This window comes from Pseudomonas aestiva (assembly GCF_039908605.1).
GTDB lineage: Bacteria > Pseudomonadota > Gammaproteobacteria > Pseudomonadales > Pseudomonadaceae > Chryseomonas > Chryseomonas aestiva.
This window is the reverse complement of record NZ_CP150916.1, coordinates 3013338-3028932: the sequence shown is the minus strand read 5'-3', so window position 1 is coordinate 3028932 and position 15595 is coordinate 3013338. Positions and strand designations below refer to the sequence as shown.

The following is a 15595-nucleotide window of genomic DNA, read 5'->3' as shown; positions in this document are numbered from 1 at the left end:
GTGCCGCCATGTCCGCGCGTGGGTAAGGGTATGCGGCCTGCCCGGCTGCCATAAGGCACTGGGCTAGCCGGTGGCGCGGAGCCTGGGCAGGTTGCTGGCGCTGGTCCTCCTGGCCGCGCTCTATGGGGCGCTGCATGACCAGCTCAGCTACGGCCTGGGGCCGGATTACTTCGATTGCCTGAAATTTGCGCAATTCGGGCTGCTCGATAGCGAGCTGGCGCCCCGCTGGCGAGTGGCCCGGGTCGGCCTCCAGGCCGGCGCGGCGGCAGGACTGCCGCTGGGCCTGGCGCTGCTCTGGCTGGCGCGCGGACGTCCTGGCGGTGACCGCTATCTGTGGCGCGGCAGCGCGGCCGTGCTGCTCGGGGCGCTGGGTTGCGCCGTGCTGGGCCTGGGCCTGGGCTGGCTCGCCCTGGAGCTGGGCAGCGTCCTGCGGGTGCCGGACTGCGTGCAGGACCGCAGAGGTTTCCTGCTGGCGGCCTGGATGCACGATGGCAGCTACCTGGGCGCCCTGTTGGCTTTGCTGGTGTTCGCCTGGCGCAACCGGCGGCGCCGCTGAAACCGCGCGAGGATTCGCGCGACGCCGGCTTCCAGCGCCAGAAAGAGCAGGGCGACCGTACCGCCGAGCAGGGTGCTGCCGATCCGCTCACGGGCGATGCTCGCCTCGGGGGCGCCGGCCAGGGCGACCATCAGCACCGTGGTGCCGGTGATGAACAGCGTCTGCAGCGAGTAGCGACCGTCCTGCAGCAGATAGGCGCCCGCCGCACACAGCAGGCAGGCAGCGGCCAGGACGGCGGGCGTGTTGTCGAGCCAGACCACCGCGCCCGCCAGCAGGCAACCGGCCAGGGTGCCGCCCAGCCGACCCAGGCCGCGCCGCCAGGTATCGCCCAGCCGCGGCTTGAGCACCAGCAGGGCGGTCATCGGCGCCCAGTAGCCGTGGCCGTAATCGAGCAGGCCGGTCAGGGTCTGGCAGAGGGCGACCACGGCGGCGGCATAGAAGCCGTAGCGGCCGAGCCGAAATCTGTCCTCGAACAGCACCACCACCTCCCTGAGATGGGCCTTGAGGGAACCGGTGCGCAGCCGCCATTGGGAGCGATAGAGGGCCTTTTGTACGAGGGCGAAGAACAGCAGTTGCAGCAGTCCGCCGCCGAGCACCAGTCCACCCCGCAGCAGGGCCTGGTGCAGATCGCCGGGAAAGCCGCCGGCTACCAGCAGGGCCACCGTCCACTGCTGGGTGATCCACCAGGGGCCATTGCCAACGGCGAACAGCCAGGCGCAGCAGGCCGCCCAAAGGGCGCCGGCCAGGACCAGCGCCAGCAGCTGCTGACCCAGCAGGGAGCCGACCACGGCGGAAAAGGCCATGCCCAGCGCCGCCACCAGCATGGGCGCCAGGGGCTCGGCGGCAAAGCTCTTGTAGGCGCCGAAGCCGACGGTATAGGCGCCACCCAGGGCCACCACGCAGGGGAGCCAGGCCCCGGTCCACCCGCCGGTGAGCAGGATCGCCACCAGGGCCGGCAGGCAGGCGAGCGCCAAGGCCCAGCGCGGTTCCCGCTGCGCGCCCAAGGCGCCAGCGGTCACCGGCGGCGCTGTCTGGCCAGCCATCGCTAGGCCAGCAGATTCTGCAGGATATCGAGGGTGTCGGCTTCGGCCACCGGCTTGTCGTGACGCCAGCGCAGCATCCGTGGAAAGCGCACGGCGACACCGCTCTTGTGGCGCTTGGACAGGGCGATGCCCTCGAAACCCAGCTCGAATACCAGGGTCGGCTCGACGCTGCGTACCGGACCGAATTTCTCCACCGTGGTGCGCCGGACGATGGCGTCCACCTTGCGCATCTCTTCGTCGGTGAGGCCGGAGTAGGCCTTGGCGAAGGGCACCAGGGTGCGTTCGCTACTCTCCGGCGTACCGTCCCAGACGGCGAAGGTGTAGTCGGAATAGAGACTGGCACGCCGTCCATGGCCGCGCTGGGCGTAGATGAGCACCGCATCCACCGAGAAGGGATCGACCTTCCATTTCCACCAGGTGCCCATGTCCTTGGTGCGGCCGACGCCATACAGCGAATCCTTGGCCTTGAGCATCATCCCTTCGACCCCCAGGGTGCGCGAAGCCTCGCGCTGGCGGGCAAGGTCCTGCCAGTCTTTGCCGTGCAGCAGCGGCGAGGGGCGCAGCAGCGGACTGGCGCAGCGCGCCACTACCCCTTCCAGTTCGGCGCGACGCTGGCGTTGCGGCTGGCTGCGCAGGTCATGGCCCTGCCATTCCAGCAGGTCGTAGGCGAGCAGGATGACCGGTACGTCTTCGAGGATCTTCTTGCCCAGGGTCTTGCGCCCGATGCGTTGCTGCAGCAGCGCGAAGGGCTGCACGCCGAAAGGGATGGGCGCGGCCGGATCGCGGCCGTCCTGCTGCTCGCTCACTTCCTCGCTGCTGAGCAGGGCGTCGGGCGCGGCGTCTTCCTTCCAGACCACGATCTCGCCGTCGATGACGGTGCCATCGGGTAGCGATTCCGCGAGGGGATGCAGTTCGGGAAAGCGATCGGTGACCAGATCCTCACCCCGCGACCAGATCCACAGGCGACCGTCGCGCTTGACCAGCTGGGCGCGGATGCCGTCCCACTTCCATTCCACCTGCCATTCCTCGGCCGGCCCCAGTTGCGCCTCGAACTGCTCAACCGGCAATTGCAGGGCGTGGGCCAGAAAGAAGGGATAGGGCTGGCCGCCACGCTGGGCATGCTCGTCCGGACTTTCCGGGGCGACCAGGCGGGCATAGCCCTCGGCGGTGGGGCGGTGGGACAGATCGGTGTAGCCCACTAGGCGCTGGGCGACGCGCTTGGGGTCCAGGTCCGCCAGAGTGGCCAGGGCGCGGGTCACCAGCAGCTTGGAGACACCGACGCGGAATTCGCCGGTGATCAGCTTGATGCAGACCATCAGGCTCTGCCGATCCAGCTGGCCCCAGAGCGGCGGCAGGCGCTCGGCCAGCTCCTCCGGTGGTAGGCCGCGCAGGGGCAGCAGGTACTCCTCCAGCCAGAAGGCCAGGCCCTCGGCATTGGCGGCATCGGCGGTGGGAATCAGCAGTGCCATGGTTTCGGCCAGGTCGCCCACCGCCTGGTAGCTTTCTTCGAACAGCCACTCGGGCAGCCCGGAGAGGGTCATGGTCAATTCACGCAGCTGCCGGGTCGGCACCAGCCGGCGGGGGCGGCCGCCGGCGAGGAAGTACACCGCCCAGGCGGCATCCGCCGCCGGGGCGCTGCCGAAATAGTCCACCAGCGCCGCGAGCTTGGCATTGCTGGAGGTGGTGGCGTCGAGACGCCCATAGAGTTCGGCGAAGGCCTTCATGCCTGGGCCTCCGCGGTGACGGGGGTATCGTCTTCCTCACCGTATTCGGTGGTGAAGCCCTGGGCGTCCAGGCCCTGGTCGCGCAGGTAGCGCACCAGGGTGGCGACCGAGCCATGGGTGACCATCACCCGCTCGGCGCCGGTCTGCTCGATGGCCCACAGCAGGCCCGGCCAGTCGGCGTGGTCGGAAAGCACGAAGCCGCGATCCACGCCGCGCCGGCGGCGGGTACCGCGCAGCATCATCCAGCCGCTGGCGAAGGCGTCGCTGTGCTCGCCGAAGCGGCGGATCCAGGTGCTGCCGCCGGCCGAGGGCGGCGCGATGATCAGCGCCTGGCGCAGCGTCGGGTCGCTCTTCTTGAAGTCGCCGGCATAGTGGGTTTCCGGGATGCGGATGCCGGCTTCGCGGTAGACCCGGTTCAGGGGCTCCACCGCACCATGGGCGAGGATGGGACCGATCTCCGGATCCAGGCCGTGCAGGAGCCGTTGCGCCTTGCCGAAGGCATAGCTGTAGAGCACGCTGGCCAGCCCCTGGGCCTGGTTGGCGCGCCACCAGGCGTTGACCTCGGCGAAGATCTCCGCCTGGGGGCGCCAGCGATAGATCGGCAGGCCAAAGGTGGATTCGGTGATGAAGGTGTGGCAGCGCACCGGCTCGAAGGGGGTGCAGGTGCCATCGGGTTCGACCTTGTAGTCACCCGAGGCCACCCAGACCTCGCCGCGGTATTCCAGGCGCACCTGGGCCGAGCCCAGCACATGACCGGCCGGGTGAAAGCTCAGCCTGACCCCGTGGTGATCGATGACCTCGCCGTATTCCAGGGTCTGCAGGTTGATGTCGGCACCCAGCCGGGCGCGCAGGATGCCGGCGCTGCCGGAGGTGGCGAGATAGTGGCCGTTACCCACCCGCGCATGGTCGCCATGGCCATGGGTGATGACCGAACGCTCCACCGGATGCCAGGGATCGATGTAGAAGTCGCCGGGCGGGCAATAGAGGCCGTCCGGTCGGGCGATGACGAGGTCCATGGGCGCCGCTCTGCAGGGGAATACCCATAGGAACGGCGGCCAGGCCCCGGAGTTCGCCGCTCAGGCCTGGGCGGCGAAGCTCAGGGCCTGTTGCAGGGCGGCCTGGCCGACCACCTCGCCGATCACCAGGATCGCCGGACTGCGCAGCTGGAAGAGGGCGGCGTCCACCTGCAGGTCCTGCAGGGTCGAGCGGCACTCGCGCTGGTCCGGCAGGGAGGCGTTCTCGATCATGGCCACCGGTGTGGTCAGCGCGAGACCGCCGTCCAGCAGGCCCTGCTGGATCTCGGCCAGGCGGGCCACGCCCATGTAGACCACCAGGGTGGTGCCGGTGGCGGCCAGGGCGGCCCAGTTGGGCGCCGTGTCGTCCTGGGTATGGGCGGTGACCAGGGTCACGCCACGGGCCACGCCTCTCAGGGTCAGGGAGATGCCGCAGGCGGTGGCACCGGCCAGGCCGGCGGTGATGCCGTTGACGATCTCGCTGGCGACGCCACGGGCGGCCAGCCATTCGGCTTCCTCGCCGGCACGACCGAAGATGCAGGGATCGCCGCCTTTGAGCCGGGCCACGCAGCGGCCCTGGCGGGCATAGCGCAGCATCAGTCGGTGGATGAAGGCCTGGGGCGTGGAACGGCAGCCGCCGCGCTTGCCGACGCGGATCACCCGGGCGGTAGGGCAGTGTTCGAGCACCGCCGGATTGACCAGGTCATCGATCATCACCACCTCGGCCTCGCCCAGGGCGCGCACCGCCCTGAGGGTCAGCAGCTCGGGATCGCCGGGGCCGGCACCGATCAACCAGACTTTCCCGCTCATGTAGTGACCTCTCGTTTCCAGGGTGGCGACTGTAACGTAAAAAAAAGGCGTCCCGCTGCAAGCAGCTGGGACGCCTTTGTCCGGAGGGTCTTTCCTCGCCGTTGAAGAAAGACCTATGTGTATTGTGGAATTGCAGACTTCATGCCAATGCGCGGATCCGTCCTTTCCGGCGGTTTACCACTGGAAAGGGGGCAGCGGGCTGCCCCTTTTGGGCGCAGCGTGCTGCAAAGCAGGGCATGACGCCGCGAGGTCTTCAGTGCCGATAGAGCCAGAGCAGCACCAGCAGCAGATTCAGCAGCAGCGAGCAGGCGGCCACGATCTGCCAGGTGCGCAGGGGATCGCGCTGCAGCAGCGGCAGCGGGCGGGCCAGGGGTTGACGCTCGCCCTGCTCCAGCAGCAGCAGGGCTTCCTCGGCGGTTTCGAAGCGATCGGCGGGGTCGACCGCCACGGCGCGCTGCAGCCAGTCGTCGAGCCAGGCCGGTACATCCGGACGCCGGCGCAGGGCACTGGCCGGCGCGCCGAAACGTGGCCGCTGGAAGGGCTCGACCTCGCCGTAGGGATAGCCACCGGTGAGCAGCTGATAGAGGGTCACCCCGGTCGCATAGAGATCCTGGGCCGGACTGGGCTCGGCGCCCTCGAAGGACTCCGGCGCCCGGTAGCTGGGAGTGCCCGGGCTGTCATGCAGATCCTCGGACAGCTGCGGACAATAGGCCAGGCCGAAGTCCAGCAGGCGCAGTTCGCCATCCTGGCCGCGATGCAGGTTGTCCGGCTTGATGTCGCGGTGAAGGATGTTGCGTCTGTGCAGCTGGCCGAGGGCCCGCAGCAGGCGGGAGGCGACGTCCAACCAGTCGGCCAGGGCCAGGGGGCCTTCGCTGCGTAGCTGCTGCGCCAGGGTACGACCGGCATATTCCCGTTGCACGAAGTAGAGATGCGCCCGCCGCGGCAACGGATGGACCTCGACGAAGGCGCGCCCGGCGACCCGGCGCAGGAACCACTCCTCCATGAGCAGGGCATGACCGGCCAGGGTGTCGCATTGCAGCGCCGCGGGCAGGGTCTTGAGCAGCCAGGGACGACCGCCCTCGTCCTTGACCCGGTAGAGCAGTGATTGCCGCGACTCGGCCAGACGCTCCACCACCGTCCAGCCTTCGAAGTGCTGGCCGGGCTTGAGCGCCGGCAACGGCGGCCAGGTATCGGCGCTGGCCAGGGTATCGGCCAGGGACACGTCAGGGAGGCGGTCGACCCGTACCAGCAGGGCGCTGGCGTTGTCCTGGCCACCGGCATGCAGGGCGCCGGCCACCAGGGCCTGGGCAGTGGCCTCCAGCTCCGCGACGCCATCGACCAGGATGCGCCTCATGCTGTCTTCACCCAGCGCGGCCCAGACGCCGTCGCTCACCAGGAGCAGGGTTTCGCCGGCTTCCAGCTCGCCTTCGCGAAAGTCCACCACCAGGTGGTTTTCCAGCCCCAGGGCGCGGGTCAGCACATGCTGCATGCCGGCCTGCTGCCAGACGTGGTCGACGGTGAGGCAGCTCAGCCGGTCGCCGTGCCAGCGGTAGGCGCGGCAGTCGCCGACGTGGGCCAGGGTATAGCGCCGCCCGCGGATCACCAGGGCGGTGAGGGTGGTCAGCAGTGGCTGGCCATTGCCCGCAGCCTGCAGCCAGCGATTCTGCGCCAGCAGCAACCGCTCCAGGGCCTGGGCCACCGGCCAGGTCTCCGGCGTGGAATAGTAATCCTGGGCCAGGGCCTGGAGGGTGGCGCGGGCGGCCAGGCCACCGTCGGGACAGCCGCTGACGCCATCGGCGAGGGCGAACAGATGCCCCTTGGTCGCCGCCAGCGCCGCGCTGGGCTGGACACTGCGCAAGGCGTCCTGGTTTTCCTTGCGCGGACCGGTCGCAGTGGCTTCGGCGAAGGCGAGTTCTAGAGGCATGTAGGGGGCGCCAGAGAGGAGAGGAGACCGGCGATGCAAAAGCGATACCCGACCACCGGACGCCCCTGATCCCTCACCAGATTTCCACGCGTTTCTCGTCCGGCCGGACCATGGCATCACCCGCCTTGCAGCTGAACGCCTTGGCGAAGGACGGCATGTTGGACGGCGCGCCAAGCGCGCGGAATCTCATGGGCGCATGGGGGTCGGTGTTGAGGAACAGGCGCGCCTGCTCTTCACGGATCGAACCGCGCCAGACCCGCGCCCAGTTGAGGAAGAAGCGCTGCTGCTGGGTATAGCCATCGATCTTCCGGTTGGCTTCCTCCGGCTTTTTCGCCAGGGCCAGTTGCAGGGCGTCGTAGGCCGCATTGATGCCGCCGAGATCGCCGATGTTCTCGCCCAGGGTGAGCTTGCCGTTGACGTGCAGCTCCGGATGATCCGGCAGCGGCTGGTAGTTGTCGAACTGCTCCACGAGTTTACCGGTGCGGGCTTCGAAGGCCTTGCGATCGGCCGGGGTCCACCAGTCCACCTGGTTGCCGGCGCCGTCGAACTTGCTGCCCTGGTCGTCGAAACCATGGCTGGCCTCGTGACCGATCACTGCGCCGATACCGCCGTAGTTGATGGCATCGTCGCCGTCCGGATAGAAGAACGGCGGCTGCAGGATGGCGGCGGGGAAGTTGATGGTGTTGTCGGTGGGGCTGTAGTAGGCATTCACCGTCTGCGGGTACATGCCCCATTCCTGGCGGTCGGTGGGCTTGCCGATCTTGTCCAGGTCATGGCGATAGTTGAAGCGCGAGGCGGCTTCCAGGTTGGCATAGAAGCCCTGCGGCTTGAGGGTCAGGCCGCTCCAGTCGCGCCAGCGCTCGGGATAGCCGATCTTGGGCAGGAAGCTGTCCCACTTGGCCAGCGCCTTCTGCTTGGTCTCCGGACTCATCCAGTCGAGCTGCTCGATGCGCGCCTTGAGCGCCAGCATCACGTTGTCCACCAGTTCCTGGGCCCGCGCCTTGGCCTGGGGGGAGAAGTGCTCCTGCACATAGAGCTGGCCGAGACCTTCGCCCATGGCGCCGTTGACCGCGCGCAGCACCCGCTTCCAGCGTTCGCTCTGCTGCTGCTGGCCACTCAGGGTCTTCTGGTTGAATTCGAAGCTTTCCTGCTGGAAAGGCTTGGACAGCAGCGGCGCGGCGTCGTCGATCACATGGGCACGCAGATAGGCCTGCCACTGCTCGACGGGAGTCTCGGCCAGCATCCGGTCGAATTCGGCGAAGAAGCCCGGCTGGGACAGCGAAAAGCCCTGCTGGCCGGTGACGCCCTGGCTGGCGAAGAAGGCCTGCCAGTCGAAGTGCGGCGTGACCTTGTTGGCTTCGGCGAAGCTCAGGTAGTGATACTGGTTCTCCGGATTGCGCAGCTCCACCGGCTTGACCGAGGCCCGCGCCAGGCGACTTTCGAAGGCCAGCACCAGTTCGGCCTGGGCGGCCGCCTTGGCCTTGGGCACTCCGGTCAGCACCAGCAGCCGGGCGATGTGGCCGAGATAGGCCTGGCGCAGCTTGGCGTAGTCGGCTTCGGTGTAATAGTCGGGCGTGGGCAGGCCCAGGCCGCCCTGGTAGGCGTAGGCGATCTGCTGCTTGGCATTCTGATAATCGGCGCCGGAGCCGAAGGAGAACACCTGCATGTCGCCACGGGCGAAGCTCTGTTGCAGGTACTTCACGACATCAGCCGTGGTGCGCAACCCGTCGATGGCCGCCAGTTCCGCCTGGATCGGCCGATAGCCGGCGCGCTCGATGGCGGCCTCGTCCATGCCCGAGCGATACAGCCAGCCGACCTTCTGTTCCACCGAGCCTGCTTGCGCGCGGTCCGCCGTGCGGGCGGCGCGCTGCAGGATGGCGTGCTGGTCGTTGAGCGATTTTTCCCCCAGGGCCATGAAGGACCCCCAGCGTGACTTGTCCGGCGGGATCGGATTGGCCGCGACCCATTTTTCATTGACGAAGGTGTCGAGGTCGCTACAGGCGGTGGCGGGGTCACCCAGTTCGGTGACGTCGAAGACCGGAACGGCGAAGGCCTGGCTGCCGAGCAGCAGGCCGATGGCGAGGGTGAGGGGTTTCAACGCAGGCATGGGAGAAAAGGGTCTCCAGGAAAGGACGGGGAAAGCAGGGTAGGGCGTCGAGGGTAGCGGTCGGGGCGCGACCCTGCCAAGGGCGGGTCTCTTGCGGACCCTAGAAACGACGATCCCCGCCGAGGCGGGGATCGTGGGCGACGCTCTGGATCAGAACACCGTCAGCTGCGCCAGTTGCAGCAGCGGCTGCGGATAGACGCCGAGGATGAAGGTCGCGATGGAAATGGCGATCAGCATCACGCCACCGGCGCGCTGACCCCAGTTCATCGGCGCATCGTGGCGCTGCAGGCCCTGCTCGGTCAGGTACAGGGTGACCATCACGCGCAGGTAGTAGAACAGGCCGATGGCACTGCCCAGCACGATGGCCGCGGTCTGCCACCACATGCCCGCTTCCACGCCCACGGTGATGACGTAGAACTTGCCGATGAAGCCGGCGGTGAGCGGGATGCCGGCCAGGGATAGCATCATCACCGTCAGCGCCGCGGTCAGGTACGGACGGCGCCAGAACAGGCCGCGGTACTCGAACAGGGCATCGGCGTCACGCTGACCGTTGCTCGGGCTGGACATCAGGGTAATCACGCCGAAGGCGCCCAGGCTGGTGAAGACATAGGTCACCAGGTAGACCGCCACGGCCTCCATCGACAGGCCTTCGCCCGACGCCACCGCCACCAGCAGGTAGCCGAAGTGGGAGATGGAGGAATAACCCAGCAGACGCTTGAGGTTGCTCTGCATCAGCGCCAGCAGGTTGCCCACCAGCATGGAGGCGATGGCGATGAAGGCGATGGCATCGTGCAGCCAGCCGTCTTCGGTGGCCATGGGCATGGTCTGGAACACCCGCACCAGCACGGCGAAGACGGCGACCTTGCTGGCGGTGGCCAGGAAGGCACCGACCGGAGCCGGGGAGCCCTCGTAGACGTCCGGGGTCCAGAGGTGGAAGGGCACCAGCGACAGCTTGAAGCCGAGGCCGACGATCAGCATGCCGAGGCCGATTTCCATCAGCAGGCCGGTGCTCGCCGGAGCGTCCATCTGCATGCCGATGTCGGCGAAGTTCAGACTGCCGGACTGGGCGTAGAGCAGGGCCATGCCGAACAGCAGGATGGCCGAGCCGGCGGCGGACAGCACCAGGTACTTCATGCCGGCTTCCAGGGAACGGCGATTGAAGTAGCTGTAGGCCACCAGGCCGTAGACCGGTACCGACAGCAGTTCCAGGCCGATGAACAGGCCGGCGACGTTCTGCGCCGCCACCAGCACCAGACCCCCGGTGGCGGAGATCAGCAGCAGCAGGTACAGCTCTTCGCGGTTGCCCGGATAGCCTTCCATGTAGGCATGCGACAGGGTCATGCAGGCCAGGGTGGCGATCAGGATCAGCGCCGTGTAGAAGCAGGTGAAGCCGTCGATACGCAGCAGCGGGGTGACGTCGATGGCACCGACGCCGAGGGCCGGGATGCAGGACAGCAGGGCCAGGTTGAGACCGATCACGCCCAGGGTCGGGATGATGGTGTGATCCCGCCGCCAGGCGATGCCCAGCATCACCACCACGGCGGTGAAGCCGGTGATGATGATCGGCAGGAGGGCGATGAAGTGTTCGTAGGTAAAGGTCATGGCGCTCTTACCGGGCGGAAACGAGAGAGGAGAAGGCTTCGCCGAGCCACTGCTGGACACCGGCCATGCTCGCGGCCGAGGTATCCAGCACCGGCTGCGGATAGACGCCGAGCAGCACCAGCAGCACGCCAAGCAACAGCAGCATCGACAGTTCCCGTGCGTTCAGACCCGGCAGGGCGCCTTCGGCCTTGGCCGGACCGAAGTAGGCGCGGTGGATCATGATCAGCGAATAGACCGAGGCGAACACCAGGCCGAAGGTGGCGATGACGGTGATCATCGGCACCACAGGGAAGGCGCCCAGCAGGATCAGGAATTCGCCGACGAAGTTGCCGGTACCCGGCAGACCCAGCGAGGCCGAGGCGAAGAACAGACTCAGGGCCGGCAGGTAGGGCACCCGCGCCCAGAGCCCGCCCATCTGGCGCATGTCACGGGTGTGCATGCGCTCATAGAGCTGGCCGCAGAGGATGAACAGACCGGCGGCGGAGAGGCCGTGGGCGATCATCTGCACCACCACTCCCTGCAGCGCCTGGGGGCTGCCGGAGTAGATGCCGATCAGCACGAAGCCCATGTGCGAGACGCTGGAGTAGGCCACCAGGCGCTTGATGTCGGTCTGGGCGAACGACAGGATGGCGCCGTAGAAGATGCCGATGATGCCCAGCCACATGGCGATCGGCGCGAATTCCGCCGAGGCGTTGGGGAACAGCGGGATGGCGAAGCGCAGCAGACCGTAGGCGGCGGTCTTGAGCAGGATGCCGGCGAGGTCGACGGAACCGGCGGTCGGCGCCTGGGCGTGGGCATCGGGCAGCCAGGAGTGCAGCGGCACCACCGGCAGCTTCACCGCGAAGGCGATGAAGAAGCCCAGCATCAGCAGGTATTCCAGCTTGGGATCCAGCTGCAGTTGCAGCAGGTCTTCGTAGTCGAAGGTCAGGACGCCGGTGGCACCGTAGTTCACCAGCACCAGGGCGACGATCGCCACCAGCATGATCAGGCCGCTGGCCTGGGTGAAGATGAAGAACTTGGTGGCAGCGGTGATGCGGCTCTTCTTGCCGTCCGCGGAGCTATGGCCCCACAGCGCGATCAGGAAGTACATCGGCACCAGCATCATCTCCCAGAAGAAGAAGAACAGGAACAGGTCCAGGGCCAGGAACACCCCCACTACGCCGCCGATGATCCACAGCAGGTTGAGGTGGAAGAAGCCGACGTGGCGCTGCACTTCGCGCCAGGAGCAGGTGACTGCCAGCACACCGAGCAGGCCGGTGAGCAGGATCATCAGCAGCGACAGGCCATCGAGGCCGAAGTGCAGGCTGATGCCGAAGCGCGGAATCCAGTTCATCTGGAATTCCGCGGTCCAGGCGGTTTCGGCGCCAGGGGCCGGAGCCAGGCTGTAGTCGCCGTGGGCCCACAGCCAGAGGCCGAGCACCAGCTCCAGCAGCATGGTGAACAGGGCGATCCAGCGGGGCACCAGCGGGCCGGTCTTTTCCGTGAGGAAACAGAGCAGGCCGCCGATGAAGGGGATCAGGATTAGCCAGGGCAGAAGCATGACGTGTACTTATCCTTAGTCAGGGGGTCAGGCCAGCAGCAGCGCGCCGAGCAGCAGCACGGCGCCTCCCACGATGGAAGCCGCGTACCAGCGCAGACGGCCGTTCTCGGTGATGCTCAGTGCCAGGTTGCCGCCGCGCGCCAGCATCGGGATCAGGCCGATGGCCTGGTCGAAGGGATCGTGACGCAGCAGGCGGGTCAGCAGCAGGTACGGCTTGACGAAGATCAGGTCGTACAGCCAGTCGAAGCCCCAGGCGTGGTACCACCAGGTCCCGAAGAAGCGACCCGGCGCACTCTTGGCCAGGCCGTTCACGAAGGAACGCTTGCCGAGGAAGAGCAGGGCGGCCAGCAGGATACCGGCGATGGCGATGGCCCCCGAGGTGATCTCCAGGGAGTGCTTGGCTTCGCCACCGGCATGGCCGATGGATTCCGGCAGCACCCCGGCCAGCGGCGGCACGATCATCGCGCCGACAAAGGTCGAGAGCACCAGCAGTACCGCCAGCGGCAGGTTGTGGGCGATGCCGTGGCCGGCATGGGCCTCGGTGTGCGCCTTGCCATGGAAGGTGATGAAGATCAGGCGGAAGGTGTAGATCGAGGTCAGGAAGGCACCGGCCAGGCCTGCGTAGAGCAGGTAGGTATGACCGCTGGCCATGGCTTCCCAGAGGATCTCGTCCTTGGAGTAGAAACCGGCGGTCACCAGCGGCAGCGCCGCCAGGGCCGAACCACCCACCACGAAGCTGGCGTAGGCCAGGGGGATCTTCTTCCACAGGCCGCCCATCTTGAAGATGTTCTGCTCGTGGTGGCAGGCCAGGATCACCGAGCCCGAGGCGAGGAACAGCAGCGCCTTGAAGAAGGCGTGGATCATCAGGTGGAAGATCGCCGGCTGCCAGGCCCCGACACCCAGGGCCAGGAACATGTAGCCGATCTGGCTCATGGTCGAATAGGCCAGGATGCGCTTGATGTCGGTCTGCACCAGGGCGGCGAAACCGGCCAGCACTAGGGTCACGGCACCGATGATGCCGACCAGGTGAAGGATTTCCGGCGCCAGCAGGAACAGGCCGTGGGTCCGAGCGATCAGGTAGACGCCTGCGGTCACCATGGTCGCCGCGTGGATCAGGGCGGAGACCGGGGTGGGGCCTGCCATGGCGTCGGCCAGCCAGGTCTGCAGCGGCAGCTGGGCCGACTTGCCGACGGCACCGCCGAGCAGCGCCAGGGTAGCCAGCACGATCAGCGGATCACCGCTGGCGAAGACGTCAGGGGCCTTCTGCAGCAGCTCCTGGATGTCCAGGGTGCCGAGGGTCATGAACAGGATGAACAGACCGAAGGCCATGAAGACGTCGCCGACACGGGTGACGATGAACGCCTTCAACGCCGCGTTGCCGTTGGCGCGCTCGCTGTAGTAGAAGCCGATCAGCAGGTAGCTGCACAGGCCCACGCCTTCCCAACCGAAGTACAGCAGCAGCAGGTTGTCGCCGAGAACCAGCAGCAACATGCTGAAGATGAACAGGTTGGTGTAGGCGAAGAAGCGCGAATAGCCCTCTTCACCGCGCATGTACCAGGACGCGAACAGGTGGATCAGGAAGCCGACGCCGGTGACCACGCCGAGCATGGTCAGCGACAGGCCATCCAGGTAGAGAGCCATGTTGGGCGCGAAGCCCTCCACGTTCATCCACTGCCAGAGGACGATGGTCAGGTGGCCGTCGGCGGGCGGGGCGACGTGGAAGTTCCAGCCGACCCAGGCGGCGACCAGCGCCGCCAGGCCCACCGAACCCACGCCGATCAGCGCGGAAAGATTCTCCGACAGCCGACCGCGGGAGAAGGCCAGCAGGAAATAGCCGACCAGGGGAAAGGCGAAGGTGAGGGGTAGCAGGTTCATCCGTGCATCTCGCTGGCGGCATCGACGTCGAGGGTGTGGAAGCGGCGATAGAGCTGCAGCAGGATCGCCAGGCCGATACTGGCCTCGGCGGCGGCCAGGCTCAGCACCAGGATGAACATCACCTGGCCGTCGGGAGCGCCCCAACGGCTACCCGCGACCACGAAGGCCAGGGCGGCGGCGTTCATCATGATTTCCAGACTCATGAGCACGAAGAGGATGTTGCGGCGGACCATCAGGCCCACCAGGCCAAGGGCGAACAGGGCGCCGGCGAGGGCCAGGCCGTGTTCCAGAGGTATGGCGTTCATTGGCTGTTCTCCAGTCCTTGGCGACTCACTCGCCGATCCCGTCTTTGACGTCGCTGCGACCCAGGTGATAGGCCGCGACCAGGGCACCCAAGAGCAGCATGGAGGCCAGTTCGACCGCCAGCAGATAGGGTCCGAACAGGCTGATGCCCACGGCCTTGGCTTCCACCGAGGTATGACCGATGGCAGCGCCGCCCGGGGTGCGCGCGAGCACCACCAGCAGTTCCACCAGCAGCGCACCGGCGAGGATCGACGGAGCTATCCAGATCTTGGGGGTCAGCCACTTGCGTTCCTGCTCGGCGACGACCGGCCCGAGGTTGAGCATCATCACCACGAAGACGAACAGCACCATGATGGCGCCGGCGTAGACGATGATCTCCAGGGCGCCGGCGAAGGGCGCGCCCAGGGCGAAGAACACCATGGACACGGCCAGCAGCGAGATGATCAGGTACAGCAGCGCATGTACCGGATTGGTGTTGGTGATCACCCGGAAGGTGGCCAGGACGGCCACCCCGGCGGAGAAATAGAAGGCGAATTCCACGACAGCTCCTTAGGGCAGCAGGCTCTTCACGTTGATCGGCTCTGCCTCGCTCTGCGCGGCACCCTTGGGCTTGCCCGCGATGGCCATGCCGGCCACGCGGTAGAAGTTGTATTCCGGATACTTGCCCGGACCCGAGATCAGCAGGTCCTGCTTCTCGTACACCAGCTCCTGGCGCTTGAATTCGGACATTTCGAAATCCGGGGTCAGCTGGATGGCGGTGGTGGGGCAGGCCTCCTCGCACATGCCGCAGAAGATGCAGCGCGAGAAGTTGATGCGGAAGAACTCCGGGTACCAGCGACCGTCTTCGGCTTCGGTCTTCTGCAGCGAGATGCAGCCGACCGGGCAGGCCACGGCGCACAGGTTGCACGCCACGCAGCGCTCCTGGCCGTCGGGGTCACGGGTGAGCACGATGCGGCCCCGGTAGCGCGGCGGCAGGTACACGGGTTCCTCGGGGTATTGCAGGGTGTCGCGCTTGCGGAAGGCGTGGCCGAAGACCATCACGATGCTGCGCAACTGGGTGTAGGTGCCATGCAGGACGTGCAAGATTTCCTTGATCAT

Annotated in this window: 13 protein-coding genes; 1 reads left to right on the top strand and 12 read right to left on the bottom strand. The window is 67.1% G+C overall.

The window, feature by feature from the left end; all coding sequences use genetic code 11:
- Positions 1–91: 91 nt before the first annotated feature.
- Positions 92–556, top strand: a complete 465-nt coding sequence (locus AABM56_RS14120; protein WP_133861063.1) for a hypothetical protein — start codon at positions 92–94, stop codon at positions 554–556.
- Here the strand turns inward: AABM56_RS14120 and AABM56_RS14115 are convergent.
- From AABM56_RS14115 to nuoI, 12 genes are all read right to left on the bottom strand, one after another.
- The gene (locus AABM56_RS14115; protein WP_133861062.1) at positions 496–1599 is read right to left on the bottom strand and encodes an FUSC family protein; all 1104 of its coding nucleotides are present in this window, start codon (positions 1597–1599) and stop codon (positions 496–498) included. The two genes, AABM56_RS14120 and AABM56_RS14115, sit on opposite strands and share 61 nt — an antisense overlap.
- A gap of 2 nt (positions 1600–1601) precedes the next feature.
- Entirely contained in the window at positions 1602–3323 is a 1722-nt protein-coding gene (locus AABM56_RS14110; protein ID WP_347883419.1) for an ATP-dependent DNA ligase, read from the bottom strand.
- Positions 3320–4339: a ligase-associated DNA damage response exonuclease gene (locus AABM56_RS14105; protein ID WP_133861060.1), complete on the bottom strand. Its 1020-nt coding sequence runs from the start codon at positions 4337–4339 to the stop codon at positions 3320–3322. The genes AABM56_RS14110 and AABM56_RS14105 overlap by 4 nt, the downstream gene beginning before the upstream one ends.
- Before the next feature lie 60 nt (positions 4340–4399).
- On the bottom strand, positions 4400–5146 hold the full coding sequence (cobA, locus tag AABM56_RS14100) for a uroporphyrinogen-III C-methyltransferase (RefSeq protein ID WP_133861059.1): 747 nt from the start codon (positions 5144–5146) through the stop codon (positions 4400–4402).
- A 253-nt stretch (positions 5147–5399) separates the two neighbouring features.
- On the bottom strand, positions 5400–7070 hold the full coding sequence (locus AABM56_RS14095; protein ID WP_133861058.1) for a bifunctional protein-serine/threonine kinase/phosphatase: 1671 nt from the start codon (positions 7068–7070) through the stop codon (positions 5400–5402).
- A 73-nt stretch (positions 7071–7143) separates the two neighbouring features.
- Complete coding sequence (locus AABM56_RS14090) at positions 7144–9177, bottom strand: M13 family metallopeptidase (protein WP_347883418.1); 2034 nt, start codon at positions 9175–9177, stop codon at positions 7144–7146.
- Positions 9178–9327: 150 nt separating this feature from the next.
- Positions 9328–10779, bottom strand: a complete 1452-nt coding sequence (gene nuoN / locus AABM56_RS14085) for an NADH-quinone oxidoreductase subunit NuoN (RefSeq protein WP_347883417.1) — start codon at positions 10777–10779, stop codon at positions 9328–9330.
- Positions 10780–10786: 7 nt separating this feature from the next.
- Entirely contained in the window at positions 10787–12319 is a 1533-nt protein-coding gene (nuoM, locus tag AABM56_RS14080; protein WP_133861056.1) for an NADH-quinone oxidoreductase subunit M, read from the bottom strand.
- Between the two features lie 27 nt (positions 12320–12346).
- Positions 12347–14194 carry an NADH-quinone oxidoreductase subunit L gene (gene nuoL / locus AABM56_RS14075; protein ID WP_133861055.1) on the bottom strand — a complete coding sequence of 616 codons (1848 nt, stop codon included), beginning with the start codon at positions 14192–14194 and terminating at the stop codon, positions 12347–12349.
- Positions 14191–14499, bottom strand: a complete 309-nt coding sequence (nuoK, locus tag AABM56_RS14070; RefSeq protein WP_007158894.1) for an NADH-quinone oxidoreductase subunit NuoK — start codon at positions 14497–14499, stop codon at positions 14191–14193. Before nuoK ends, nuoL begins: the two co-directional genes overlap by 4 nt.
- A 25-nt stretch (positions 14500–14524) precedes the next feature.
- On the bottom strand, positions 14525–15037 hold the full coding sequence (nuoJ, locus tag AABM56_RS14065) for an NADH-quinone oxidoreductase subunit J (protein ID WP_133861054.1): 513 nt from the start codon (positions 15035–15037) through the stop codon (positions 14525–14527).
- Between the two features lie 9 nt (positions 15038–15046).
- Positions 15047–15595, bottom strand: coding sequence for an NADH-quinone oxidoreductase subunit NuoI (nuoI, locus tag AABM56_RS14060; RefSeq protein ID WP_017642306.1), 549 nt, complete (start codon positions 15593–15595; stop codon positions 15047–15049).

What these genes read in the sequence shown, in the direction of transcription:
- AABM56_RS14115 (WP_133861062.1), bottom strand. Translation starts at nt 1,599, where the DNA reads ATGGCTGGCCAGACAGCGCCGCCGGTGACCGCTGGCGCCTTGGGCGCG.
- AABM56_RS14110 (WP_347883419.1), bottom strand. Translation starts at nt 3,323, where the DNA reads ATGAAGGCCTTCGCCGAACTCTATGGGCGTCTCGACGCCACCACCTCC.
- AABM56_RS14105 (WP_133861060.1), bottom strand. Translation starts at nt 4,339, where the DNA reads ATGGACCTCGTCATCGCCCGACCGGACGGCCTCTATTGCCCGCCCGGC.
- cobA (WP_133861059.1), bottom strand. Translation starts at nt 5,146, where the DNA reads ATGAGCGGGAAAGTCTGGTTGATCGGTGCCGGCCCCGGCGATCCCGAG.
- AABM56_RS14095 (WP_133861058.1), bottom strand. Translation starts at nt 7,070, where the DNA reads ATGCCTCTAGAACTCGCCTTCGCCGAAGCCACTGCGACCGGTCCGCGC.
- AABM56_RS14090 (WP_347883418.1), bottom strand. Translation starts at nt 9,177, where the DNA reads ATGCCTGCGTTGAAACCCCTCACCCTCGCCATCGGCCTGCTGCTCGGC.
- nuoN (WP_347883417.1), bottom strand. Translation starts at nt 10,779, where the DNA reads ATGACCTTTACCTACGAACACTTCATCGCCCTCCTGCCGATCATCATC.
- nuoM (WP_133861056.1), bottom strand. Translation starts at nt 12,319, where the DNA reads ATGCTTCTGCCCTGGCTAATCCTGATCCCCTTCATCGGCGGCCTGCTC.
- nuoL (WP_133861055.1), bottom strand. Translation starts at nt 14,194, where the DNA reads ATGAACCTGCTACCCCTCACCTTCGCCTTTCCCCTGGTCGGCTATTTC.
- nuoK (WP_007158894.1), bottom strand. Translation starts at nt 14,499, where the DNA reads ATGAACGCCATACCTCTGGAACACGGCCTGGCCCTCGCCGGCGCCCTG.
- nuoI (WP_017642306.1), bottom strand. Translation starts at nt 15,595, where the DNA reads ATGATCAAGGAAATCTTGCACGTCCTGCATGGCACCTACACCCAGTTG.